This is a genomic window from Streptomyces sp. 4F14 (genome assembly GCF_048159485.1).
Taxonomy (GTDB): domain Bacteria; phylum Actinomycetota; class Actinomycetes; order Streptomycetales; family Streptomycetaceae; genus Streptomyces.
The window spans coordinates 150,546-173,288 of the sequence record NZ_JBLRVY010000010.1 but is presented as its reverse complement, the minus strand read 5'-3'; the positions used below and the strand labels follow the sequence as shown (position 1 = coordinate 173,288).

At 69.4% G+C, this 22,743-nt stretch carries 34 protein-coding genes and 1 pseudogene; 17 read left to right on the top strand and 18 right to left on the bottom strand.

The window, feature by feature from the left end:
- Nucleotides 1–48 precede the first annotated feature (48 nt).
- Genes ACLZOT_RS19485 through ACLZOT_RS19475 form a run of 3 tightly spaced genes read right to left on the bottom strand, consistent with a single transcriptional unit; the run spans nt 49 to nt 1,135 of the window.
- Entirely contained in the window at nt 49–420 is a 372-nt protein-coding gene (locus ACLZOT_RS19485; protein ID WP_416970232.1) for a hypothetical protein, read from the bottom strand.
- 32 nt (nt 421–452) lie between these two features.
- Nucleotides 453–881 (bottom strand): hypothetical protein, encoded by a 429-nt coding sequence (locus tag ACLZOT_RS19480; RefSeq protein WP_416970231.1) that lies wholly within the window; start codon nt 879–881, stop codon nt 453–455.
- Nucleotides 878–1,135 (bottom strand): hypothetical protein, encoded by a 258-nt coding sequence (locus ACLZOT_RS19475; protein WP_416970230.1) that lies wholly within the window; start codon nt 1,133–1,135, stop codon nt 878–880. The genes ACLZOT_RS19480 and ACLZOT_RS19475 overlap by 4 nt, the downstream gene beginning before the upstream one ends.
- A 95-nt stretch (nt 1,136–1,230) precedes the next feature.
- On the opposite strand from ACLZOT_RS19475, the gene ACLZOT_RS19470 reads away from it, so the two are divergent.
- Genes ACLZOT_RS19470 through ACLZOT_RS19460 form a run of 3 tightly spaced genes read left to right on the top strand, consistent with a single transcriptional unit; the run spans nt 1,231 to nt 2,606 of the window.
- The gene (locus tag ACLZOT_RS19470) at nt 1,231–2,070 is read left to right on the top strand and encodes a helix-turn-helix domain-containing protein (protein WP_416970229.1); all 840 of its coding nucleotides are present in this window, start codon (nt 1,231–1,233) and stop codon (nt 2,068–2,070) included.
- Entirely contained in the window at nt 2,067–2,276 is a 210-nt protein-coding gene (locus ACLZOT_RS19465) for a DUF397 domain-containing protein (protein ID WP_416970228.1), read from the top strand. The genes ACLZOT_RS19470 and ACLZOT_RS19465 overlap by 4 nt, the downstream gene beginning before the upstream one ends.
- A gap of 39 nt (nt 2,277–2,315) precedes the next feature.
- A complete protein-coding gene (locus ACLZOT_RS19460) occupies nt 2,316–2,606 on the top strand; it encodes a DUF397 domain-containing protein (RefSeq protein WP_416970227.1) in 291 nt (96 codons plus the stop codon).
- A 27-nt stretch (nt 2,607–2,633) separates the two neighbouring features.
- Here the strand turns inward: ACLZOT_RS19460 and ACLZOT_RS19455 are convergent.
- From ACLZOT_RS19455 to ACLZOT_RS19420, 8 genes and pseudogenes are all read right to left on the bottom strand, one after another.
- A pseudogene (locus ACLZOT_RS19455) lies at nt 2,634–3,038 on the bottom strand (NUDIX hydrolase); the annotation flags it as partial.
- A 5-nt stretch (nt 3,039–3,043) separates the two neighbouring features.
- Nucleotides 3,044–3,610: a GNAT family N-acetyltransferase gene (locus tag ACLZOT_RS19450; protein WP_416970226.1), complete on the bottom strand. Its 567-nt coding sequence runs from the start codon at nt 3,608–3,610 to the stop codon at nt 3,044–3,046.
- A gap of 24 nt (nt 3,611–3,634) precedes the next feature.
- A complete protein-coding gene (locus ACLZOT_RS19445; RefSeq protein ID WP_416970225.1) occupies nt 3,635–4,015 on the bottom strand; it encodes a lasso peptide biosynthesis B2 protein in 381 nt (126 codons plus the stop codon).
- A 145-nt stretch (nt 4,016–4,160) separates the two neighbouring features.
- Nucleotides 4,161–5,858, bottom strand: coding sequence for an albusnodin/ikarugamycin family macrolactam cyclase (locus ACLZOT_RS19440; RefSeq protein ID WP_416970224.1), 1,698 nt, complete (start codon nt 5,856–5,858; stop codon nt 4,161–4,163).
- The gene (locus ACLZOT_RS19435) at nt 5,851–5,997 is read right to left on the bottom strand and encodes an albusnodin family lasso peptide (protein ID WP_416970223.1); all 147 of its coding nucleotides are present in this window, start codon (nt 5,995–5,997) and stop codon (nt 5,851–5,853) included. Before ACLZOT_RS19435 ends, ACLZOT_RS19440 begins: the two co-directional genes overlap by 8 nt.
- Before the next feature lie 96 nt (nt 5,998–6,093).
- Entirely contained in the window at nt 6,094–6,906 is an 813-nt protein-coding gene (locus tag ACLZOT_RS19430; protein WP_416970222.1) for a helix-turn-helix domain-containing protein, read from the bottom strand.
- A complete protein-coding gene (locus tag ACLZOT_RS19425; protein ID WP_416970221.1) occupies nt 6,903–7,415 on the bottom strand; it encodes a DUF6879 family protein in 513 nt (170 codons plus the stop codon). Before ACLZOT_RS19425 ends, ACLZOT_RS19430 begins: the two co-directional genes overlap by 4 nt.
- Entirely contained in the window at nt 7,399–7,608 is a 210-nt protein-coding gene (locus ACLZOT_RS19420; protein ID WP_416970220.1) for a hypothetical protein, read from the bottom strand. The genes ACLZOT_RS19425 and ACLZOT_RS19420 overlap by 17 nt, the downstream gene beginning before the upstream one ends.
- Before the next feature lie 182 nt (nt 7,609–7,790).
- Between ACLZOT_RS19420 and ACLZOT_RS19415 the strand changes: the two genes are divergently transcribed.
- The 4 genes from ACLZOT_RS19415 (at nt 7,791) to ACLZOT_RS19400 (ending at nt 9,681) form a co-directional block, all read left to right on the top strand.
- Nucleotides 7,791–8,333, top strand: coding sequence for an NUDIX hydrolase (locus tag ACLZOT_RS19415; protein ID WP_416970219.1), 543 nt, complete (start codon nt 7,791–7,793; stop codon nt 8,331–8,333).
- A 68-nt stretch (nt 8,334–8,401) separates the two neighbouring features.
- Complete coding sequence (locus tag ACLZOT_RS19410) at nt 8,402–8,986, top strand: Uma2 family endonuclease (RefSeq protein WP_416970218.1); 585 nt, start codon at nt 8,402–8,404, stop codon at nt 8,984–8,986.
- 42 nt (nt 8,987–9,028) lie between these two features.
- Nucleotides 9,029–9,298: a hypothetical protein gene (locus tag ACLZOT_RS19405; protein WP_416970217.1), complete on the top strand. Its 270-nt coding sequence runs from the start codon at nt 9,029–9,031 to the stop codon at nt 9,296–9,298.
- A complete protein-coding gene (locus tag ACLZOT_RS19400; RefSeq protein WP_416970216.1) occupies nt 9,295–9,681 on the top strand; it encodes a hypothetical protein in 387 nt (128 codons plus the stop codon). Before ACLZOT_RS19405 ends, ACLZOT_RS19400 begins: the two co-directional genes overlap by 4 nt.
- Here the strand turns inward: ACLZOT_RS19400 and ACLZOT_RS19395 are convergent.
- Nucleotides 9,672–10,178 (bottom strand): hypothetical protein, encoded by a 507-nt coding sequence (locus ACLZOT_RS19395; protein ID WP_416970215.1) that lies wholly within the window; start codon nt 10,176–10,178, stop codon nt 9,672–9,674. The two genes, ACLZOT_RS19400 and ACLZOT_RS19395, sit on opposite strands and share 10 nt — an antisense overlap.
- 89 nt (nt 10,179–10,267) lie before the next feature.
- Here ACLZOT_RS19395 and ACLZOT_RS19390 point away from each other — a divergent pair, with 89 nt between their 5' ends.
- From ACLZOT_RS19390 to ACLZOT_RS19380, 3 genes are all read left to right on the top strand, one after another.
- On the top strand, nt 10,268–10,756 hold the full coding sequence (locus tag ACLZOT_RS19390) for a GPP34 family phosphoprotein (protein WP_416970214.1): 489 nt from the start codon (nt 10,268–10,270) through the stop codon (nt 10,754–10,756).
- Between the two features lie 109 nt (nt 10,757–10,865).
- Nucleotides 10,866–11,630, top strand: a complete 765-nt coding sequence (locus tag ACLZOT_RS19385; RefSeq protein ID WP_416970213.1) for a hypothetical protein — start codon at nt 10,866–10,868, stop codon at nt 11,628–11,630.
- Nucleotides 11,631–11,660: 30 nt separating this feature from the next.
- Entirely contained in the window at nt 11,661–12,527 is an 867-nt protein-coding gene (locus ACLZOT_RS19380; protein WP_416970212.1) for an AraC family transcriptional regulator, read from the top strand.
- Nucleotides 12,528–12,572: 45 nt separating this feature from the next.
- On the opposite strand, the gene ACLZOT_RS19375 is transcribed toward ACLZOT_RS19380, so the two are convergent.
- The gene (locus tag ACLZOT_RS19375; protein WP_416970211.1) at nt 12,573–13,298 is read right to left on the bottom strand and encodes an ester cyclase; all 726 of its coding nucleotides are present in this window, start codon (nt 13,296–13,298) and stop codon (nt 12,573–12,575) included.
- Nucleotides 13,299–13,310: 12 nt separating this feature from the next.
- Nucleotides 13,311–14,162 (bottom strand): SDR family oxidoreductase, encoded by an 852-nt coding sequence (locus ACLZOT_RS19370; RefSeq protein WP_416970210.1) that lies wholly within the window; start codon nt 14,160–14,162, stop codon nt 13,311–13,313.
- Nucleotides 14,163–14,289: 127 nt separating this feature from the next.
- Between ACLZOT_RS19370 and ACLZOT_RS19365 the strand changes: the two genes are divergently transcribed.
- Both ACLZOT_RS19365 and ACLZOT_RS19360 read left to right on the top strand, forming a co-directional pair.
- Nucleotides 14,290–15,159, top strand: coding sequence for an AraC family transcriptional regulator (locus ACLZOT_RS19365; RefSeq protein WP_416970209.1), 870 nt, complete (start codon nt 14,290–14,292; stop codon nt 15,157–15,159).
- Nucleotides 15,160–15,248: 89 nt separating this feature from the next.
- Nucleotides 15,249–15,698, top strand: coding sequence for an RICIN domain-containing protein (locus tag ACLZOT_RS19360; RefSeq protein ID WP_416970208.1), 450 nt, complete (start codon nt 15,249–15,251; stop codon nt 15,696–15,698).
- Between the two features lie 21 nt (nt 15,699–15,719).
- Here ACLZOT_RS19360 and ACLZOT_RS19355 read toward each other — a convergent pair whose 3' ends face one another.
- A complete protein-coding gene (locus ACLZOT_RS19355; protein ID WP_416970207.1) occupies nt 15,720–16,103 on the bottom strand; it encodes a VOC family protein in 384 nt (127 codons plus the stop codon).
- Between the two features lie 144 nt (nt 16,104–16,247).
- Here ACLZOT_RS19355 and ACLZOT_RS19350 point away from each other — a divergent pair, with 144 nt between their 5' ends.
- From ACLZOT_RS19350 to ACLZOT_RS19340, 3 genes are read left to right on the top strand one after another with little or no spacing between them, the layout of a single operon-like run.
- Complete coding sequence (locus tag ACLZOT_RS19350; protein WP_416970206.1) at nt 16,248–17,522, top strand: beta-ketoacyl-ACP synthase 3; 1,275 nt, start codon at nt 16,248–16,250, stop codon at nt 17,520–17,522.
- Nucleotides 17,509–18,714, top strand: coding sequence for a beta-ketoacyl-[acyl-carrier-protein] synthase family protein (locus ACLZOT_RS19345; protein ID WP_416970205.1), 1,206 nt, complete (start codon nt 17,509–17,511; stop codon nt 18,712–18,714). Before ACLZOT_RS19350 ends, ACLZOT_RS19345 begins: the two co-directional genes overlap by 14 nt.
- Nucleotides 18,714–19,751 (top strand): SDR family oxidoreductase, encoded by a 1,038-nt coding sequence (locus tag ACLZOT_RS19340; RefSeq protein ID WP_416970204.1) that lies wholly within the window; start codon nt 18,714–18,716, stop codon nt 19,749–19,751. Before ACLZOT_RS19345 ends, ACLZOT_RS19340 begins: the two co-directional genes overlap by 1 nt.
- A gap of 59 nt (nt 19,752–19,810) precedes the next feature.
- Here the strand turns inward: ACLZOT_RS19340 and ACLZOT_RS19335 are convergent, their stop codons facing one another.
- Nucleotides 19,811–20,104 (bottom strand): hypothetical protein, encoded by a 294-nt coding sequence (locus ACLZOT_RS19335; RefSeq protein ID WP_416970203.1) that lies wholly within the window; start codon nt 20,102–20,104, stop codon nt 19,811–19,813.
- A gap of 440 nt (nt 20,105–20,544) precedes the next feature.
- On the opposite strand from ACLZOT_RS19335, the gene ACLZOT_RS19330 reads away from it, so the two are divergent.
- Both ACLZOT_RS19330 and ACLZOT_RS19325 read left to right on the top strand, forming a co-directional pair.
- Nucleotides 20,545–21,009, top strand: coding sequence for a hypothetical protein (locus ACLZOT_RS19330; RefSeq protein WP_416970202.1), 465 nt, complete (start codon nt 20,545–20,547; stop codon nt 21,007–21,009).
- A 393-nt stretch (nt 21,010–21,402) separates the two neighbouring features.
- Nucleotides 21,403–21,558, top strand: a complete 156-nt coding sequence (locus ACLZOT_RS19325; RefSeq protein WP_416970201.1) for a hypothetical protein — start codon at nt 21,403–21,405, stop codon at nt 21,556–21,558.
- 7 nt (nt 21,559–21,565) lie between these two features.
- Here ACLZOT_RS19325 and ACLZOT_RS19320 read toward each other — a convergent pair whose 3' ends face one another.
- Nucleotides 21,566–21,808: a DUF397 domain-containing protein gene (locus ACLZOT_RS19320; protein WP_416970200.1), complete on the bottom strand. Its 243-nt coding sequence runs from the start codon at nt 21,806–21,808 to the stop codon at nt 21,566–21,568.
- Nucleotides 21,805–22,716, bottom strand: a complete 912-nt coding sequence (locus tag ACLZOT_RS19315) for a helix-turn-helix domain-containing protein (protein WP_416970199.1) — start codon at nt 22,714–22,716, stop codon at nt 21,805–21,807. Before ACLZOT_RS19315 ends, ACLZOT_RS19320 begins: the two co-directional genes overlap by 4 nt.
- Nucleotides 22,717–22,743: the final 27 nt, after the last annotated feature.

Sequence of the window (22,743 nt, the reverse complement as noted above, 5' to 3'; positions counted from 1 at the left end):
TTCCGAGTATTCACTCGTTCGGGTGAACTTTCCCGTAGTACCTGAGAGCTACAGCGGCCCGGGAAGTCCCCATTTCTCCGGGTTCTCGATCAGGTCCTGGAGCAACGCGTCGGAGGTCGGATCGGAGACGTCCCAGGCGTGTACGAGGGGATGCCCGTCGTACAGCCCGCACGCGTCCCCCTCCGGATGCGACGCCGGACACCACCGCAGCACGGTGAACCGGAACTCCTCCTCCCCCCACAGGAACCACTGCCCCTCGTCCAGCGCGAACCCGTCCCACAGGAAGTCCGCGTGGTCCCCGTCGTGCCCCTCCGCCAGCTCGCAGCAGACGTACCCGTCCGCGAACTCGGCGTGGTCGTACGGCTCTTCGCGGTTGGCCTTCAGCAAGGCCAGCACATCCCGCACGGGCAGAAGCTTCACTGCGGTGCACTGCAACATCGCGCCCTCGCAAGTCAGTTGAGAGATTCTCCGTACGCCGCCGAAGGGCCCCGCGGCTCCCTCCGCGGCACCCCCCACGCGACCAGCCGCTCGGCGACGAACGTCGGACTCACCCGGAACTCCCGGGCCAGCGCCGCCGCCGACACCCCCTCCCGATACCGCGCCACAACACTCTCCCGCGCCCCCACGAACTCCGCGCGCGCTTCCCGAACTTCTTCACTGCTACGTCGCTTCGCGCGCCCCCGGAACACCCGCGCACCGGCCCTCCGGTACAGCAGCGCGTCCACCAACCCCCTTCTGTCCTCGCCCCATTCGTCGAACCGCCTCCCCAACCACCCGCTGCTGACCCCGTACTCCTCGGCGAGCCGGCTGAGCGGGGCACCCTCCCGGTACCGCCGCACCACCAACTCCCTCTCCTCCAGCACCCGTTCACGCCCGGTCACAGCACCTCACCCCTGCTGCGGGCGTTCGCCTTCCCGACCTCGGCGCGCATCCGCTGCTCGGCGTTCAGCGGCCGCACGTCCTTCGGGTCCACCTCCCACTCGACCCCACCCTTCACCGGCCGCAGCGACCATCTCCCCGCCCACACCCCCCTGAACTCCCCCACGAGGTCGCGCGCGGAGTCCAGCATCAACGCGCCGATCTCCGGTACGGGGGGCGGGACTTCGTGCTCCCCCTCCCCGCTTTTTCCCGACATGACCACTCCACTCCGTAGTCCTTCCACTACCGTGAGCCTCAGAGTGGCCGAGCCGCCGGGAACCCTTCAACTAGCCCGGCCGGATTGGAAGGACGGTGCAACAGCCGTTGAACCGAAAGAAACTCGACCCCGACAGCTCGCCCCACGCGGCGTTCGGCGCGCATCTCCGCACGGTGCGAGAGGAACAGGGCCTGACCCAGGACGAGGTCGCGCTCCGCGCCGGCTTCTCCAGCTCGCACATGTCGGCGGTGGAAACGGCCCGAAAAAAACCGACCCTTCAGCTGGCGAGAAGGATCGATGCGTCGCTGGGGACCGGAGACATGTTCGAGCGCCGGTGGCGGAAGATGAACAACGCCGGGCTGCTGGACGGGTTTCCGCAGTTCCTGGGGGATGAGGCGAGGGCGGTGGAGATCCGCCTGTACGAGGTGGGGGTCATCCCCGGACTGCTCCAGGCACCCGAGTACACCGAGGTCTCCGTGCAGAGCGCCATGAAGCGCGGAGCGATCACCAGCGCACAGGTGGAGGAGCGGATAGCTCTCATCGCAGAACGTCAGCTCACCCTGACTCGCAAACCTCTGCCGCAGATCTTTGCGGTGCTGGACGAGAGTTGCCTTCGTCGTCCCATGGGCGAACCCTCCGTCATGAAGGCCCAGTTGGACCGACTGCTGGAGTTCTCGGAGCTGCCGAACACCCACCTCCAGATCGCCACGTTCGACATGGGCGAGCGTCGACCGCTCACTCTGCCGATCACCCTGGTGACGCTGCCGGACCGCGCGCTCGTGGCGTATGCCGAGTCCGCGCTGAGGGGCCATCTTGAGCGGGACAACTCCTTCGTCGCCCCCTTCTTGTCGGCCTACTATCAGCTACAGGCCGAAGCGCTTTCCCAGGCGGACTCCGTGGCCATGATCAGAGAGTTGCGAAAGGGCACCCCGTGAACACCCAAGCTCCCCGTTGGTTCACCTCCTCGTACAGCGAGAACGGCGGTCAGTGCGTCGAGGTCGCCACGAACCTCGCCGCCACCCACGGCACCGTCCCGGTCCGCGACTCGAAGAACCAGTCGGGCCCCGCCCTGAACGTCCGCCCGGCAGCCTTCTCCACCTTCCTCACCGCCCTCAACTCCCCCGAGTTCGGCGGGTTCTGATCTGTCGGAGCCCCATGTGACAACTCACCATGGGGCTCCATGACCCACACCTGGCGCAAGTCCTCCCACAGCGAGAACGGCGGCGTCTGCGTAGAGGTAGCCGCCTCCGCCTGGCGCACCTCCTCCTACAGCAACAACGGCGGCCAATGCCTCGAACTCGCCGTCTGGCACAAGTCCTCCCACAGCAGCAACGGCGGCGCCTGCCTCGAAATCTCCCCCACCCCCACCACCATCCTGATCCGCGACTCCAAAAACCCCTCAGGCCCCACCCTCCACATCCCCACCCCCGCCTTCACCACCTTCCTCGCCGCCCTCCACTCCCGAGCGTGATCCTTCTCCCCGCCTCGCACTACGGCCCAACACCCGGTCGAGATACGCCTGCACCGGCCCGTAGAACCCGTACGGCACATACCCGGCGATCTCCCCCGACCCGCACCACGCCACCTCGGCCAACTCCTCCCGGTCCGCGACGTACGCCTCCCCCGAGACGACCTCGCAAGCCGTGTACGACATCCGCCGTCCCGTCTTCGGATGAACCCTCTCCCCAAGCCCCCGCACCACCCTCACCACCAACCCGGTCTCCTCCCACGTCTCCCGCACAGCGGCCTCCGCCTCCGACTCCCCGTTCTCCACCTCCCCCGCCGGAAACTGCCAGCACAACTCCCCTTCCCGCACCCGCCGCCGAACGAGCAGCACACGCCCCTCCTGCACAACGACCGCAGCCGCGATCCCTGGCCGATCAGCTCCCATCTCCGACGTCATGGCCGTCAGCCGCCGATGGCGGCGGTCACGGCCGAAGGGCCTGGGAAATCCTCGGGAAGGGCGTCCATGAGGACTTCGTCCACGGGCTGCCCCAGCCAGTAACCGGACTTGCGCAGGCGCCCGGACCGGCGGAACCCGGCTTTCTCGTAGGCGGCGATTCCCGCGCGGTTGGGTTCCAGCACCTTGAGCCACACCATGCGCAGTGCTCCCAGATGGAACGCCCAGTCCAGGGTGAGGCGGGTCGCCTCGGTCGCGTAACCCTTCCCACGCGCCTCCGGTGCCAGGACGATCACGAATTCGGCGGTCTGCACGAAGGTATTGATCTGTAACACGGTCACACCGATGGCCTGTCGGTCCGTCAGCCGTACGACCTCGAACTGCTGATAGCGGCTGTTCCCGCGCTGCCGCTCCCATCCGGACTCGCGGACCTCCCACGCCTGCGCCCACTGGTTGCCGTACCCGAGGATCGTCCGGGCATCGTTCTCCCAACGGTGGTACTCGGGCAGCATGTCGCGGCGGGGCATGCCCAGTGCGAGGCTCTCGCCGGCCAGGAGGATGTGCGGGTCACTCACGGTGGGTCTTCCTTTCGGCCCTGGTCACGGAGCCGGGTCCGTCGGGTGTGCAGGTGGCGGTGTAGAGCGCGGTGTCGTCCGGTTCTTCGACGGGTTCGCCGTCCTCATCGGAGATCCACGCAGCAGCCGTACCGGATCGGTGGCCACGCCGTGCCGCCACTCGGCGCGGCGCCCAGCCATCGCGAGCAGCACAGCGGCGGCGGTCGACTGCTCCAGGCAGGCCCAGCGCAGGGGAACCAGCCGTGAGGCCCGACGTACCGCGCACACAGCGTAACGGGCTTGCCGCGATGTCCGACTGCCCAGGCCGCCGAGGTGACGAGAACGGCGAGGACCGCTCCCGCACGCCACCGGACCGGGACGTCGGCCAGGGGCGGCAGGACCGCGGGCACGTCGATGGTTCCCCATGAGGGGGCTGCGTCCTGGAGCCGTACGACAGTCGCACCCAGGGATGCGGCCGCCTCGGAGGCGGGGCGCAGTTCGGTGTGCCCGGTGTCGTAGTCGATGAGCACGCAGGCGTGAGCGGTGAGCGCGGCCACGGTCTTGGCGTGACTCACCGCGCGCCCGCCGGGGGCGAAGTGGTCCACCCGACGGGCGCCGTGTTCTCGACGGCGTCCAGCCACATCTCAACGGCAAGCACGCTCAACAGCGGAGGCCATACCGTCTGTGCGCCGAGCGCGGCCGCGTGCACCGCGGCGTGCAGTGGCGCGGGGTCGATGACGCCCATGGCGGCGAGTCGTCCGTCCGCGAGTCCGAGAACACGCCGCAGATTGGTGCGCACCCCTTGGTGGAAGTCACCCGCGAACAGCCCTTTGGACGCCCGCTGCCGATGGGCTTCGGGAAGCAGGTCGGCAAAGGCATCGGCAAGGAGGGGTTTGTACCGGCGGGCGGAGAACCGTTCGACAGCCGGTGCGGACACCACCGCTGCGAGTACGGCCGCGTCGAAGTAGGGGTTGTGCAGCTCGATCCCTATCGAGTCCGCCAGCTGGTTGTCAGCCTGAACGGCTCGTGCCACGTTCCTGACGGATGCCACGAGCACCGTGTCAGCGTCCTCTCCAAAGGGTGTGGGGTCGGGGGCGGGTGCCTTGAGCCACGCAGGGCGGGGCCGGACCGGACGGCCGATGCGGGCCGCGTCGCCGCGAAGCGCCTGCGCGATCAGCGGAAACGGGCTCTGCTTGCGCAGCCGCGCCCAGTCCGTCGCGTCACCGGCAACGCGCAGCCAGCGCCCGCTTCGGGCCAGGTCGGCCAAGTGGGCAGGGGCGGGCAGGAACAGGTTGTCGCCGCCATCGCCGGTCAGGTGACGCGCCGATCCGCCGGCGGCCATCGCCCGCAGTTGTGCGAACAGCATGGCCCATACGCCGGTTGACGGGGCGGGCTCGTCGGTGGCGGGCAGTGGCTCGTCGGCGGCCGTGAACGGCAGGTGACGCGTCTCCAGCGGGAAGTACGTACGGTTCAGCCCGGGTACGTCCAGCGCTCGCGCGTACTGGAGGTCACCGCCCCGCGTGACGCCGGACGGATGGAGGGTCACGCCGGTCACCGGGCCGTGTCGTGCCGCCAGGAGCGCCACCGTCGTCGAGTCCATGCCCGCCAGATCCGATGTGACCGGAACACCCTCGACACGTGCTCGCACCCCTTCACCGAGCGCACGCCGAAGAGCCTGGAGCGCATCCCGCGTCGGACATTTACTCGGGGTCCACCACTCGGACAGCGAGGTCCCGCCGTCCGGCCCCATGACCAAGCGGTGTCCGGCCGGTACCGGGTCCACTCCGCACCACGCGCTCCTTCGGGAGTCCGGCGCGTTCCTCTCGCGCAGGTAGGAGGCGAGCCACTCGGCATCCGGGCACCTGCCCGTCAACGAAGACAGCGCAAGCGAACTCGACCCCCACACCAGACCGCCAGGAGTGGACACCGTATAGAGGGGGCAGGAGCCGGCCGCGTCGGCCAGCACGTCGACTCCGCCTCCGCCGTCCACGCGCACCACCGTGAACGAACCGGCCCACGAACACACCGCCGTGGCAAGGTCGGTACTGGCTGAGGCGTACCCGAGCTCGACTGCCGTCGCGGAACACGGACCGAGAACGGCGATCCTCACGCCACCACGTTCCGTCGTCCGCACCTGCCCTTGAGCCCAGTCACCGACAACCCACAGCAGCGGATCGTCCCAGAGCAGACGAGCGCCATCCGGTACGGCGGTCCCTCCGCCCGGCGCACATCCGCCGAACCATCGTCGCCACCCGCCCGGATCAGTCATACGGAGTCTGCTTCGACTCGGTGCTGTTGTTGTCGCTCCCCCGGGTCAGGATGGCTGCGTCACCCAGAGCAATCACCGCAGGCGAGGTGAGGGGGCCAATGCGCTCCTCGTCATCCGGTACGTCGTACTGCTGCTGCATGTCCACTCGTCCTCTCCCATATGGCTGGTGCGCGGACACCGGCAGAGTCAGATTTCCCCGAGGAAATAAAGTTGACCTCTCCTTTCGCGTAATCGACTAAAGATCATGAACGGCAGCGAGCAGACCACTCCCCAAGCAGAACCCTCGCCTCCTCTCCGAACACCGCATATGCATGTCGATGTCACGGGGATCTTTCAGGATCACGACGCCGGTGGTGTTCTCCACAGTGGCCAAGGTGCGGTCGTAGACAGTGAAGGTGTCCATAGGAGCAACAGGCTTGTATCCGGTCGCCTGAATGATGCCCAGCCGAACATTCGTCAGGTAAGTCAGCGAAGCAAGCCGGTCGATCTGCTTCGCCATCGCGGCCGGTGGCAGAAGGGGCCACCGTACGGCTTGTTCGGTGAGGACGAAGGTGAACTTCTTCGTCGTGTCGTGCAGGGCTTCCTGGCGCTCCAGTTTCTTCACGATCGTCCTGCCGACGTCCGCCGGGGAACGGGCGAGACTCGCCCTGATGTACTCGGGAGTCGACAGCAGTCCCGTGATCATCGACAGGAGGAAGAATCGGAACTCGGTGGCCGACGCCTCCAGTGCGGCGAGTTCGGTCTGCTTCTTTTCCAGGCCCCTCCGACGCAATGAGCGAAGATCCTGCCATTCGGTGTTGGCCAGTCTGGCGAGGGCGATGATCTCCTCGACGATATCGGGCGGTGCCGCGACGGCTCGAAGAATTCGCTCCAGATCGAGCAGTGTCGGCTGTGCTTTACCGTTCTCTATGCGGCTGATCTTCGATTGGGACATGTTGCAACGCAGAGCGAGCCGGTCACCTGTGAGACCGGCTCGTCTGCGCAATTCCTTGAGCCGGGCGGCAAGTTCCTCTTTCTGCCGCCCGAGTTGCTCGGGGTCGAACGTCACCCGCTCACGTACTCCAAGAACGGCACCGACTCCGCGACCGCGAGCCTCCGCCACCTCCGGTACGGCTCCGGATCACCCTCGTACAGTTCACGTCCGATCTGCGTCCCGTCCGCCCGGTAGTTCATCAGGACGACCTTGGACTCGTCGAACATCCAGAAGTCCTGCTCCGGCAGCCCCGGGTTGTCCCGGCCGGTGAGGTCAAGGATGCGGATGTCCTCGCTGGCGGTCACGTGGTGGCGGTAGTAGTACTCGAACTCGAAGCGGAGGTAGTCGGAGAGGGGGCGGGTGAGGATGTGGACGCGGCCGACGTACTTGCCCTGCGCGGTCCACTGGCGGACCTCGTCCATCCAGGCCGACGCGTAGTCGTCCGGCGACTTCTCCCCCGCGAGAAACCTCGCCAGCTTCTCCGCCTCCTGCGGCATCGTGTAGACCGGCAGCGTCTCCAGCCGCCACGCCTCACTGCGCATCGAGTCGAAGCAGTCGTTCCACGCGTCACCATCCAAGAGCACGAAATGCCTCCCTCAACACCGACTCCGGAATCTCGACGAGTCCCTCCCCGGTAGGTGGGGTGAACACGTCACAGACATCACCCTGCACGACGAACGACCCCGTCGCCGTGCGGTACACGTTCGGGCAGTCCTTCTCCCCGCACTCACCTTCACCGTTCCCCGTGAGCCGGATGAGTTCCGCACGCTCGGACATACCAACCCCCTTGCCCGGACCCTGGTCGGGCCGCCTGCTCAACGACGGTAGACAGAGCGGGCTCCGGCGTCCACGCCGGGACGCCGCTATGCACGTTCTCGCATAAACAGGGCGTGCCACCGGGCGCCGGGGGAGCCCGGAAACCCGGTATGTATGAAGCCCCTTCCTCCGAGGAGCAGCCCGTGGCCATCACCCCTGACCACATCCGCGACACCCTCACCGCGTACATGGACGCCCACCCCACCGAAAAGAACTTCCTCGCCCCGGCCATCGAACTCCTCGACACCCACGCCGAGTTGGCCAGCCGCAAGGAGTTTCGCGGACACGCCACCGCAGGGGCCTTACTCGTCGGCGACGACATGCACGTCCTGCTCATCCACCACAACGCCCTCGACATCTGGCTCACCCCCGGCGGCCACCTGGAGCCCGAGGACGCCACCCTCCTGGACGCCGCCCTGCGCGAACTCGCCGAGGAGACCGGCATCTCCGGCGGCATCACCCCGCTCCTGCCCCTGCCGGTCCACATCGACGTGCACCCCATCCCGGCGAACACCACCAAGAACGAACCCGCGCACCAGCACTTCGACTTCCGCCACCTGTTCCGGCTGACGGGAGAGCGTGCCGTCACCTTGCAGGCGGAGGAAGTCAACGGCTTCACCTGGCGCCCCGTGGGCGACCTCCCCGACCCCACCCTCCGACACCACGTCCACACGGCGCTCCGCTGAGGCGCACGGTTGCCTCTACTACGCTGACATCAGCCGTACGACCGAGCCCGCACCGCCCTTCGACGCACATGGAGGAAGCTGTGACCGCCGAACTCCCCGAGTGGATGTATCCACCCCGGCCGAGCGGTTGGGAAGCGGACGACCTCGATCATCTTCCCCAGGCGCCGCGCCACACCGAACTCATCGACGGAGCACTGATCTTCATGATGTCGCCGCAGCGGTTCTGGCACGGCATGGTCGTGGACAACCTGACCTTCGCTCTGCGTCAGGCGGCCCCCGAGGGGTTCCAGGCCGCGCGGGAGATGACTGTCCGTCTCAACAAGAAGAACCGTCCCGAGCCGGACGTCCTGGTCACCACCGCCCCCTACGGCCCCGACCGCACCTGGTATGCGGCCGAAGACGTCGTCCTGGTTATCGAGGTCGTCTCCGAGGAGTCGGTGCACCGTGACCGCTACCTCAAACCCACCAAGTACGCCCAGGCCAGGATCCCCCACTTCTGGCGCATCGAGGACGAGGAAGGTGCGCCCACGGTGCACACGTACGAACTCGACACCCTGACCAGCGCATACGTCGCCACCGGCATCCACCGCGACCGCCTCAAGACCTCCGTCCCCTTCCCCCTGGACCTCGACCTCACGAGCCTCGTGCCCTGAATCCGCAAGCGAGCCATTTCTACCGTCGGTAGAATCGCCGCCATGGCTGATCAGAAGTGGACGAGCATCAAGACCAAGGAAGCGGTCGCCGCCCGGCTGCGGGTGCTCGCGGCCGAGCACGGCACCACCATGGACGGCCTCCTGGAGCAGCTCGCGTTCCGGGAGCTGACCGAGGAGGAGCGGGAGCAGCGCGCTCGGGACGCCGCCCAGGAACTCGGCGTGGAGTACACCCCCGAGGTGAAGGCCCAGGGAACCGACGCCTGGGCGAAGATCCGGGCGCACCGGGCGGCCCGAGGTGAGCACGCCGCGTGAGCGACTCCGTCGAGACCGTCGTTCTGGACCACACCTGCCTCGTCGCCCTCTACGAAGGTGACGCGTTCTTCACGGGGCTGTACGTGGAGGCCAGCCACCAGCGTGGACAGATCCTCGTGCCCTCGCTGTGCGTCCTGGCCGCCGACCAACTCAAACCCGGCTGCGGCGCGTACGCCACCGGCCTGCGGTACACGGAGGGCGTTCCCTTCACCACGGCTCACGCCCTGGACGCGGTGTCCTGGCCACGTGCCGAGCACAGTGTGGCCCACGCGGCGGCGGTGGCCTGGCAGTTGGCGACGTCGGGGCAGTCAGCCACCGTCCTGTCGCTGCGGGAGGCGGAGTACCGCTTCACCAGCATCCAGGCGCTCAACCCCTACGACTGACCCAGCAGCGGCCCCACCCACCCCTCCAACACCGCTTCCCGTTCCCGGGAGTGCAGGGTTTCCGTCGGGCGGTTCTCCGTCCACCAGCCGGTGAGGGTCGCGGGCGACGCCGTGCCGCGGACGAAGTGGGAGAGGAGCGCGAGGGAGAGGTCGACCTCGCGTTGGGTGTACGCCGTTGCCGCCGCCGACGGCACCGACGCCTCGATGCGGTCGGCGCCGACGTACACCACCACCGTCAACGCCGGGGGATCGCTCGGCTGCCAGACGTCGAGGGCAGCCGCCGCGACCGTCGCCGCGCGGATCGCCCAGCGGGCCGGCGTGGAGCGGACGGGGATGTCGAGGACCTGGAGGTCGGTGACGTCCGTCCAGGGCAGGACGCGGGGCTCGGGGCCGGTGATGGACAGTTCCGTGGGGGAGAGGAAGACGCCGGTGCAGCCGTCGGCGGGGGGTGCGCCGAGGCAGACGCGGGTCTCCTCGATCCAGAAGAGTCCGATCATGGTGGCTCACACCTGGCTTTCGTTGATCGTGGTGAAGTGACGCGCGTAGCCTGCACCAAGTGTCGGGCAGTTCTGAATCGGGGGATTCCATGACCGCAGATCTGACCGTCGGCGAGCAGATCGTGCTGCTCGCGCTCGACGAGGAGAGCGGCGAGCTGCGGGAGGCCCCGCTCAGGGTGTCCCTCGCCTGCTCGGCGGCTGCCGCCCTGGACGAGCAGCGCCCGCCGACCCGGGAACAGCTGCTCGCCACGCGGGAAGCGGCGCTCGACGCGGCGTACCAGGGCCTCCTGGAGAAGCGGATCGTGCGGGAGCAAGGCCGCCGCGTACTCGGCGCGTTCGGCTCGGCGAAGCACCCGGTCATCGACCCGCCCCAGCTCACCGCGCTGCGCGCCCGGCTGACCGCCGTACGCGAAGAAGACACCGTCCTGCTCGCCGTCCTCCACCACGCGGGTCTTTGGGCCGTCCTGCCGCAGAGCCCCGCGCTCACCGAGAGCCAGGACCGGTCCGCCGAACTCGGCGACACGATCCGCACCACGATCGCCGCGCTGACGGCCGTCATCGCCTCGACCGCGCTGTAGCGCTGCCGGACCCCGGCAACCCGCCACCCCCGCACACTGCCGAACCCCCACCTCCCCCCACGCCCCACCGCCCCCGAGGATGAACCCAGGACGAGGAGAGGGGGAACGCATGCCGGTGGCCGGGACGACCTGGGGGAAGGTCGAGAAGGAGTACAGGCCGTGGCGCGTCCGGGGGAGGGGGGCTCTCCTCGTCCTGATCGGGGGGCTGTCCGCGTTCGTGGGGTACGCCGTGTTCGTCCTGTGGATGCCGGCCTCGGCGGAGCGGTACGACGATTACCGGGCGGCGAGCACCTGCGCGGGCCCCCTCCGGGCGGAGAACGACTGCCTGCGTACGGTCCCCCTGCGCGTCGACGGCATCGAGCGGAGAGGCAAGGGCGCCCGGCACCTGACGGCGACGATGACCGAGGCGCCGTTCTGGTCGTACCGGACGGACTTCGGCGACCCCGGCCCGCTCGTGAGGGACCTGGGAAAGGGCGACGAGATCACGGGGACGACCTGGCGCGGCGACCTCGTGGCGGTCGCACGGGGCGAGGTCCGCCAGCACACGTCGGACGAGCCCCGTGACGAGCCCCAGCCGCAGGCGGCGCTGGGCACGTACGCCTCCCTCCTCGCCGGTCTCCTCCTCGTACGCGGCGCCGACCACCTCGTACGCCCCCGCAGGCACCCGCGTTTCCCGACCCGCCGCCTCGCGCTCGGCGTGGGCGCGGTCGCGGGGGTGGTGGGGATCCTCGCGGTGTGGACCGGCGTCGTGTGGTGGCTGACCCCGCCGCTGATCCTGCTGACGGCGGCGCCGCTCGTGTACCTGATCCTCAACTGGGACACCCCCCAGAAGCGGGCACCGATTGTCGGGTCCGGCACCCTGCCCCCTTCCTAACGTGGAGCTCGTCAACGGAAGGACACCGGCATGCTGGAGCGCCTCAACCAGGCGATGGACCACATCGAGGCCCACCTCGACCAGGACATCGACGCCGCCGACCTCGCGAGGATCGCCACGACCTCCGAGTACCACCTCCGCCGCCTGTTCCCGGCCCTCGCGGGCCTGCCGCTGTCGGAGTACATCCGGCGCAGACGGCTGACGGTGGCCGGCGCGGAGGTCCTGGCGGACAGGCAGACCCTGCTGGACATCGCGACGCGGTACGGCTACGGCTCGGGCGAGTCGTTCGCGCGGGCGTTCCGCGCCATGCACGGCGTGGGTCCGGGCGAGGCGCGGCGTACGGGCGCGGCCCTGAACTCCCAGCCCCGGCTGTCCTTCCGGCTCGTCGTCGAAGGGAGCAGCAGCATGCGATACCGGATCGTGGAGAAGAAGGAGTTCCGTGTGGTGGGGCGGAGGGCCCGGGTCCCCCTCGTGCACGAGGGTCCGAACCCGGCGATCGCCGAGTTCGTCCGGGGCCTCGGCAAGGAGACGCTCGCCCGCATAGAGGCCCTGTCCGCCGAGGAGCCGTCCGGCCTCCTCGGCATCAGCGACCAGCTCGACCCGACCCGCGCGGAGGGCACCGAACTCGACTACTACCACGCGGTGTTGACGCCCCCGGAGGCGGAGATCCCGGAGGACCTGGACACCTTGGCGGTCCCCGCGGGCACCTGGGCGGTCTTCGAGAGCTCGGGGCCGTTCCCGCAGACCCTCCAGTACCTGTGGCGCGACGTGTTCACCCAGTGGTTCCCGTCGAACCCGTACGAGAGCAGGCCGGGCCCGGAGATCCTGCGCGTGGAGCTGCGGGGCGCGGAGGCGGACGCGGCGCTGTGGATCCCGGTGGAGCGGACTCGCCGGTGAGGAGATGAGGGGCGGGCCCTGGACGCAGGGCCCGCCCCTCGCTTTTCAGAACACCGGCTTCTCCCGCACCGGCTGCACCACGTCCCAGTGCTCGACGATCTTCCCGCCCGCGACCCGGAAGATCTCGACGCACACGGCGCCCGGATCGTCCGCGTACGTCTGGAAGTAGTGGTGGACGGCCACCAGATCCCCGTCGGCGACGACCCGCTTCCGGGTGAGGCTCAGCTCCGGGTGCGCGGCGAACGCCCCCGCGAACTTCTCCTTGGACGCGGCGGCCCCGTCCGGGGTCCGCGGACTGTGCTCGGTGTACGGCTCACCGACGTACCGGTCGAACGCCCCGAGGTCCCGGTCGATCGCCACCTCGTCGAAGAAGTCGAGGACGACCCGCTTGCCGTCCTCCCCGCTCCCCGCCCCGGCCTGGGAGAACATGTCGCTCCCCGCGGGCACCTCCTGCATCACCTCCCAGTGCTCGACGACCTTCCCGGCCTCGACCCGGAAGATCCCGGCGACCGCGAAGGCCCCGGCGTCGACGTGCAGGAGCACGAGATCCCGTTCGGCGAGGGCGCGGACGACCCGGACCCGCATGCCGGGGTTCGCGGCGCGGATGCCGGTGACGGCGGCCTTCAGCGCGGCGGGGCCGTTCCCGGTGGCAGCCGGCGCGTGGTCGACGTACTCCGGGCCGACCAGTTCGTCCACGACGCCCAGGTCACCCTGGTTGAACAGCGCGTCGTAGAACCGGAGGACGAGGGCCTTGTTGTCGGCGGTGGTCATCGTCGTACCCCCCTACTGGAGAGCCGCGGACACGGCGTCCGCGACGGTGGTCGTGGGCCGCCCGATGAGCCGCGACAGGTCGCCGCTCTCGACGAGGAACTCGTCCCGCGAGATCGCCACGTCCCGCTCGGCGAGCATCGCCGCGAACACCTCCGGCACCCCGAACTTCGCGAGCAGACCGGCGTATTCGGTCTGCGGGAGGTTGCGGTAGACGACCTCGCGCCCGCTCTGCCGGGTCACCTCGGCGGCCAGCTCGGCCATGGTGAAGGGGTGGTCCCCGGCTAGCTCGTAGGTCGTACCCGTGCAGTACTCGGAGGTGAGGACGACGGCGGCGGCCTCCGCGTAGTCCGCCCGGGACGCGGCCGACAGGCGGCCCTCCCCGGACGCCCCGAGGATCACCCCGTTCTCCAGGGCCCGACCGAGGTTGCCGGTCGTGTTCTCCAGGTACCAGTTGTTGCGCAGGATCGTGAAGGGGATCCCGGACGCCCGGATCGCCTCCTCGGTCGCCGCGTGCTCGGCGTTCATGGCGATCGGCACGGTGTCGGCGTACGCGGCGCTGGTGTAGACGAGCTGCCGCACCCCGGCCGCCGCCTCGACGACGTTCAGATGCTGCTCGATCCGCGCGCCCGCCGCACTGCTGGAGATCAGCAGCAGCCGCTCGGCCCCCTCGAAGGCGCGTACGAGGGTCTCGGGCCGGGCGTAGTCGGCCTCCCGCACCTCGACGCCGAGCGCGGCGAGATCGGCGGCCTTCCGCGGATCGCGGACAGCGGCGACGATCCCGCCGGGCTCGGCCCCCCGGTCGAGGAGGGCGTGGACGACGAGGCGGCCGAGGTTGCCGGTGGCCGCGGTGACGGTGATGGACATGGGGGGTTCCTCGCTGGTTCGCGTTGCTGAGGGGGAAGGGGTGGGGCGCCGCCTATGTCCGAAAGGCTAGGGTCGGGAGGATTGCGGGACGAGGTACGCAAGTGACAGCCCGAGATCCGGAGCGGACATGCAGCGAGCGCGCATCCACGACATCGAGTGCATGGCGCCGGAGGGCCCCGTCCCCGGGTTCCAGATCGGTCCGCTGGAGGAGCTGCGGGGGCGGGTGCCCGAGGGGATCCTCGAACGGTTCAACCGGGTCGACTTCCACACCGTCACGCTGATCACGGAGGGCCGGGGTGAGCACACGGTCGACTTCGTGACGTACGACTGCGTCCCCGGCACCCTGCTGTGGGTCCGCCCCGGCCAGGTCCAGCGCTTCGGCCCGCGCGGCGAGCTGAAGGGCACGCACCTGCGGTTCGCGCCCGCGTTCCCGCCGCCCTTCCCGGGCTCGGAGAGCCTGCTCGCGCCCTGGCACCGGCACGTCTTCCACGAGGCGGGCGACCTCAAGGCGGGGGACCTCAAGGCGGGTGGTCTCTCCCTCGCCGCCCTGACCAGGGAGTACGCCCGCCTGGAACCGTCCCGCGAGATCCTCCGGCACCTCCTGACAGCCGTCCTCCTCGACCTGGACCGCCTGCCCCGGCGCCCGTCGGAATCCCGCGACTGCAACGACACGTACGCGAGCTTCTGCTCGGCCCTCGAAGCGTCGTACACGACCGATCACCGAGTCGACCAGTACGCGGCCCGCCTCGGCTACACCGTCCGCACCCTCACCCGCGCCTGCCAGTCCGCGACCGGCCGCACGGCGAAGCAGGTCATCGACGACCGCATCGCCCTCCAGGCGCAACGCCTCCTCGCCCACACGGAACAGCCGGTCTCCACCATCGCCCGCGCCCTGGGCTTCGGCGAGACGACGAACTTCAGCAAGTTCTTCGCGCGGATGACGGGGGTGGTGCCGGGGGACTTCCGGGTGCTGCACGGCCGGGGCGTACCGGCGTGAGAGGGGTTTGTGTCCGGTTTCCCTGTACTTAAGCGCCGGACGCTCCTCCGGAGCCTCCCCCGCGTCCGCCTCCGGCACGATGATCTTCCATGAGACTCCAGCGGACTTCCCTGGTCGCCGGCGCGACGATCGCCCTGTCCCTCGCGGGCGCGGCCCTCTTCGCGCCCACCGCGAGCGCCTCGAACAACACGTGGATCCGCAGCTCCACGACGGGTTACTGCATCACCTCGGCGTCCGACGGCTCGGTGTCGGGACAGACCTGCCGCTTCGGCGACCGCTCCCAGCTCTGGGACCGCGTCGGCTCCCAGATCAAGCGGGCGTACACGAACCAGTGCCTCGACAGCAACGCCAACGGCAACGTGTACTGGCTGGAGTGCAACGGCGGCAACTACCAGAACTGGGACTACCAGACCTCGGGTCAGTACATCCTCGCGAAGAACCGCCAGACCGGTAACTGGCTCTACAACATCCCGAATTCGGGGACGATCATCGCGACGTCGCGTACGGCGGACTACTGGTGGTTCTCGGGCGGCGAGTAAGGGTGTGTTGATGAACTCCCGCTAGACCGGCGGGAGTTGCCTGCGCAGGAGGCAGAACTCGTTCCCCTCGGGGTCGACCAGCGGATACCAGCTCTCCGCCCCGGTCTGCCCGATCTCGGCATGCCGGGCGCCGAGCGCCAACAGCCGCTCCAGCTCGGCCTGTTGATCCCGGTCCGTGGGACTCACGTCGAGGTGGAGGCGGAGTTTCACGGGCCGGGGATCACCGCTCGGACTGAGGACCAGCGTCGGTAGCGGCCCGCCGAACCCCGTACCGGGCGGCCCGATCTCGATGCTCCCGTCGTCCTCGCGCCCCACCTCGACGTACCCGAGGACGTCCCCCCAGAAGCCGGCGAGGCGCTCGGGGTCGACGCAGTCGATGACGAGTTCGCTGATACGGCATGCCATGGCGGCAGTGTACGAATCCGCGCCGCGAACCCCGCCGCACCTCCCTTGGCGCCTCGACCGCCCCCCGTGTGAGTGATGACTCCGGGTGTCCGCAACCGCTTTCCTGGAACCCGGCGGACCTCCCCCTCACAGAGCGAGTCACCCATGTCCCCCACCCCCGCCTCGGTGATCCGAGGCGTCGGCGCCTGCCTCCCCGAACTCACCGTGACGAACGACGACTTGGTGGCCGGCGGCCTGAACACCTCGGACGACTGGATCCGGACCCGCACGGGCATCGCGACCAGACGCAGGGTCACCCCCGGCACGAGCACGGGCGACCTCGCGGCCGGCGCCGCCCGGCAGGCCCTGACCGGCCTCCCCCCTGATACGCGTCCCCAGCTCCTCATCCTCGCGACGACCACCCCGGACCACCCCTGCCCGGCCACCGCCCCGGAGGTCGCGCACCGGCTGGGCCTCGGCACGATCCCCGCCTTCGACCTCGCGGCGGTCTGCTCCGGCTTCGTGTACGCGCTGGCCGCCGCCGACGCCTGGATCCGCTCCGGCACGGTCACCTCGGCGCTGGTCATCGGCGCGGAGACGTACTCGACGATCGTCGACCCCGCCGACCGCAACACGGCGATCCTCTTCGGCGACGGCGCCGGCGCGGTCGCCCTGACCGTCGGCACCCGCGACGAACCGGGCGCGGTCCTCGCCACCGACCTCGGCAGCGACGGCACCGGCGCGGACCACGTGATGATCGAGGCGGGCGGCTCCCGCTGGCCCGACCCGGCCCGCCTCGACGGCACCCCCGCGCACACCCTGCGCATGAAGGGCAGAGAGGTCTACGGCCAGGCCGTACGCCGCATGACGGCCTCGGCGCACCGCACCCTCGCCCAACTCGGCTGGCCCGCCGACTCAGTTGGCGCCTTCATCGGCCACCAGGCCAACCAGCGCATCCTGGACGCCGTCGCCGACCGCCTCGGCATCGCCCCCGGCCACCGCCACGGCAACATCCACGACGTCGGCAACACGGCCGCCGCGTCGATCCCGCTCGCCCTCGCGGACACCGTCGCGCGAGGCGCCGTACGCCCCGGCACCCGCACCCTCCTCACCGCGTTCGGCGGCGGCCTGACCTGGGGTTCCGCCGCGCTGACCTGGCCCGATCCACAGAAGGAGCCCGCCATGACGACCACCGAGCCCGCCGTGTCCCCCGTCTACGACCACCTCGTCGACCTCCTGGCCACGAAGTTCGACGTCTCCGCGCCCACCCCCGACGCCACGTTCACCGACCTCGACCTCGACTCCCTCGCCGTCGTCGAGCTCTTCGTCTCCCTCTCCGACCACTGGCGGATCACCCTGCCGGACACGGAGGCGGACCCCGGACTGACGGTCGCGGCGACGGCCGCGCTGGTGGAGAAGGCGCGTGATGAACGGAGTTGACGCCTCTCAGGAGATCGCGGTCACCGGCATCGGGCTGGTGACGCCGGGCGGCGCGGACCGTGGGACGACGTGGCGTACGGTCTTGGAGGGCCGGGCCACCGCTGTCCGTGTCCCCCAACTCAAGGGCCTCAACGCCGAGTTCGCGTGCACGATCCCCGACCCGCCCGCGCTGAAGCAGGGTTGGCAGTACGACCGGCACACGCGGTTCGCTCTGGCCGCCGCCGACGAGGCCCTCGCCGACGCGGGACTCGACCCCGGTGACTGGGACGGTGACCGGGTCGCCGTGGTCGTCGGTACGGCCTTCGGCGGTACCGAGTCCCAACTCGCCCAGCACGAACGCCTGTTGTCCGGCGCCCAGCTCTCCCCGTACCTCATCCCGATGTACCTCCCCAACATGGCCGCCGCCCAGGTCGCCCTGCGCATCGGCGCGCGCGGACCCGTCTCCGGCGTCTCCACGGCCTGCGCGTCCGGGGCCACGGCGATCGGTACGGCGTGGGGCCTCCTGCGGGCCGGCGTCTGCGACATCGCGGTCGCCGGGGGCACCGACGCGGCCGTCCACCCCCTGTGGATCGCCGGGTTCGACAGCATGGGGGCGTTGTCGCGACGCGGTGAGTCACGGCCCTTCGACACCGGGCGGGACGGGTTCGTGATGGGGGAGGGGGCCGGGATTCTCGTACTGGAACGGGCAGTTGACGCGCGGGCCCGGGGGAGAGGGGCGTACGCGTTGCTCGCCGGGTACGCCGCCACCGGCGACGCGCATCACGCCGTGGCGCCGGACCCGACCGGGAGGGGGGCGACCCTCGCCGTCCAGGGGGCGCTGGCGGAGGGCGGAGTCGCCGCCGCCGAGGTGGACCACATCAACGCGCATGGCACCGCTACCCAGTTGAACGACAAGGCGGAAGCCTCGCTGATCGCCCGCCTCTTTCCCCACGGGCCCTCCGTGACCTCCGCGAAGGGCTCCCTGGGCCATCTCCTGGGCGCGGCGGGCGCGGTGGAGGCGGCACTGACGGCACTGACGTTGTCGTACGGCCAACTCCCGCCCACAGCGGGCCTGTCGACACCTTCGCCGGAGGCATCGGACCTCGACCTCGTCGTGTCTGCACGCACCTCCACCCCTTCGGTCGCCCTCAGCCACTCCTTCGGCTTCGGCGGCCACAACACGGCTCTGCTCCTGCGCACTTGGAACACCTGATGCCCAAGACCCACTTCCTCACCGGCTCGACCGGCCTGATCGGCGCGGCTCTCCTTCTCCACCTGGCACAGCACACGGACGACGAGTTCGTCTGCCTGGTCCGCGCGCCGGGTTCCCGCCTCCACGAGACGCTGAGACGGTCGGCATCGGCGTACGGGGTGAGACCGGGGGGCCTGGCCGAAGCCCTGAGACGCACCCGAACAGTGGAAGGCGACCTCACCACCCCCCTCCGCCTCCCCCTTCACACGGAGTTCTGGCACTCCGCCGCCGTCCTCCACTTCCGCGCCTCCACCTGGCGCAGCACCTTCCGCACGAACGTCCAAGGCACCCGCCGCATGCTGGAGTTGGCCCGTGCGGTGAACGCCGAGGGCTTCAACTACCTGAGCACGGCGTACGTGGCGGGCACGGCGACGGGGGACATCGCGGAAACCCCGGCCGACCCGGCAACAGCCCGCACCCCCTACGAGCTGAGCAAGATCGCCGCCGAACGCATCCTCCTGGAGGCCGCCGACATCCCCGTACGCATCCTGCGCCCCTCAGTGGTGGTCGGCCACAGCGCCACCCTGGCCTACCCCGGCACCCCCAGCGGCGCCTACAAGATCCAGCAACTCCTGGCAGCCCACTACAGAGCGATCCCCCCGACAACCTCCCCCCGCATCCAGGCCCTCCCCCACGAGCCCTTCAACATCATCCCGATCGACCACGTGGTGGGGGAGGCCCACGCCCTGAGCACCCAGGCCACCACAGGCATCCACCACCTCACGAACCCCACCCCTCCCTCAACAGGAGCCCTCCTCACCGCCCTCCTCACCAACTGCGGCGCCCCACCCCCCACTTACACCACCGCCCAAGCCGCCGACCCCCTCCTCCGCCTCTCCTTGGGCGTCTACACCCCCTTCCTCAACAACCCCCAGCACTTCACCCGCACCCACCACCCCGGCACCCCCTGGACCCCGACCGCCGAAACCCTCCGGGCGATGTTCCGCCCCTTCGCGGCTCAGGACACCAGGCTCTTGAGGTCGATGTCGAGCGGGTAAGGGACAGCGGCCCGGAGACGGTCCCGGTGGGTACGTACGTGCTGGTCAGCGCGTCCACCTCATACGTGTGCACCGTCGGCCCACTTGTCGAGCCGTACGGTCATCTCCCGGGCGGCGTGGACTCCCTCGGGGGCGGCCTGCCTCAGCGCGACGATGATGCCCTCCACCAGGAGGGTGTGCCCGTACCTCTGAGGCGCCGACCTGAAAACCAGGACCCCGTCGAGGAGTTCGGTATGACACGGAGCCTGCGGAAGATGATCGAGGTCGTCCGCTTCCCAGCCGCTGGGCGTGGTCGGGATCCTCCACACGGGAAGTCCGGAGGCCACGGCTTCCTCCAGGGGCGTCGGGGGCAACGGTTCCTTGGTTCCTCGGCCCCGGGTCGACCCCTGTGCTGCTGGGCTTCATGCCCGCCGAGAGGCTGTTCCTGCTGGACGCCGCCACCTTCACCGTATCCGCCACGGCCTTCGCCCTGCTCGGCCGTACCACGGTGTCCCGACCCGCGTCCGCAGCGAGGACGCCACCCGAAGACACCGCCTCCAGCGGATCATCGGGACTCGCAGGGTGTCCGGGGTGTCCGACTCGGCTCCCAGCACAGCGCTGAAGTACAGGGCAGGGAACGCCTGTTGAGGTTGCCGAGGGTTGCCCATCGTTGCCTGCCGCACGGCCCACCCTGTTCCCGCCCGCGCCAGTGCGGCAGCACACTGAGGCCAGCCCCTCGCCGAGGCCCCCCAGGCGAAGCCCTGTTGTCTGTCCCCTATGGCACCATCCCCCTACACGCTGTCCAAGGGGGGACATGATGCGCATCCGCGCCACCATCACCACAACCACCGCGCTCCTCGCGCTCGCCGCCTGCTCCTCGTCCAACGACGACAAGGCCGCCGCACCCAGCACGCCGCCGGCCGCCACCCCGAGCAGCGCGCCCAGCAGCGAGCCGACGCCCCTCGTCGACCCAGCGCAGGAGAGCAACCTCCGGCAGACCGTTCAGGACTACACCGAGGCGTACTTCAAGGGCGACGCCGAGGTCGGTTACGACACCCTGTCGACGCGCTGCAAGACCAAGGTCTCCGCCGAGCAGTACAAGGCCGTAGTCGAGCAGGCCGCCGCCGACTACGGGCCCCAGATCGTGACAGAGATGGTGATCGAAGAGCTGTCCGGGAAGCTGGCGCGGGTCAGCTACGGCGTGGGCCTGCCGAAGTTCGATCAGACGATGCAGCCGTGGGCGCTGGAGGGCACGGCCTGGAAGTACGACGCCTGCTGACGTCTTGAGTTTCGACGCCCCTGCCGACTACCGCAGCCGCGTACCTCAAGCGGGTCGCGGACCGGCACCGGACGCTGGGATACGGGCAGATGGTCCACCGCAAGGAGAAGCTCACGCGGTGGACGAAGGGCACCGAGCCCGAGTTCACCGCCCAACTCGCCAAGGCCGCGTACCGCGCGATCGACGCGGCGTTCACCGCCTACGACCGGGCCGGGCCCGCCGTACACGACCTGCCCTCGATGTACTGGTTCTCCCACGGGGAATGCCACGAAGTCGCGGCGTCATGTGCGCTGACCTTGAGCGAACCGGCCCGCGCGCTGGAGCACTTCGACACCGCCCTACGACACTGGCACGGAAGCGCGCGGCGCGGGCATCTACCTCACGCTCGGCGATGTGGACGCGGCCGTCGAGGTCGCCCGGCAGGCCATCGAGCAACTCGGCGGAGCGGACTCGGCCCGGGGCACCAGCACGCTGGTGGAGTTGCGTGAACAGCTCACGGCCCACCGCAAGGCCCGATCGGTCGCGGACTTCCTGGACCTCACGGCGTGAACTGCCGTCAGCTGGCGGTGCTGTGGAGGAACGTGGTCCAGGTGGTGGGGGCGATGGTGAGGTACGGCGCTTCGGGGGTCTTGGAGTCGCGGATGTGGATCGCGGTGGTGTGGGCGGCGACTTCGACGCAGGCGGCACCGTCAGGGTTGCTGTAGCTCGACTTGACCCAGTTGCAAGCAACCTCAACGCAGTTGGCGCCCTCGTCACCGCTGTAGCTGGACTTGACCCACCGAAGTGCCGTGCTGCTCATCGCCTTTGCTCTCCCAGGATCTGGTCCAGCAGCGCCCTCGTCTCGTCGGGGTTGAGGGCCTGAGAACGCAGCATCCCATACTTGTGAGTGAGCGACGCAATGGCTTCTGGGTCGGAAATCAGTTGGTTCCCCTTCTGTCCCTCCGTGTAAGCAAGGTGGTCGTGGTCGGGCGTCTCCAGCAGGACGAACCCGCCTTGCAGACCCGCGTGAGTGGTCCTGTTCAACGGCAGAGCCTGGAGAACGAAGTTGGGGAGATCGCAACACTCCCGCAGGTACCGCAACTGCTCCAGCCAGACCTCCGTGCCACCGATGGGCGCCCTCAGCGCAGGCTCCCAGATCACGAAGCACGAGACCGGGGGCTCTTTGCGATGGAAGATGGACCGGCGCTCGACCCGTTCCGCAACCAACTCGGCGAGCTTCTCCTCGGTGTACGCGGGAACACGGCTCCGGAACACCGCCTCCGCGTACCGATCCGTCTGAAGCGCCCCTGGAATCACCTGGACCTCGTACGACGAGATCAGGATGGCCCTCATCTCCTCCGTCAGAAACTCGTCCGCCCACAACGCGATCAGATCCACCTCCGGCAGATGCCTCACCAACCGCCCCAACACCCCACCCGTATCGAGGAACTCATCGAGTTGTTCCGCGACATCCAACGGCAGCGGCCGTCTCCCTTGCTCGTACGACGTCAAGCTGCCCAGACTGATACCGAACTCCTGCGCCAACCTCTCCTGCGTGTACCCACCCTTCTGCCGGAGGGCAGCCAGCGCGGAGCCGACCATCTTGTGTGCCGTGGCATTACGCCGGGGCCTCTTCGCTCCCATGCCGCCCAACTCCCCATCCACGCCGCGTTTCTCACTGACGCGGGCTGGTACAAACGCGATGTACCAGCCGGGCCACTGCCTCATGATGACCACCCCCCGTAACCCTCGTCA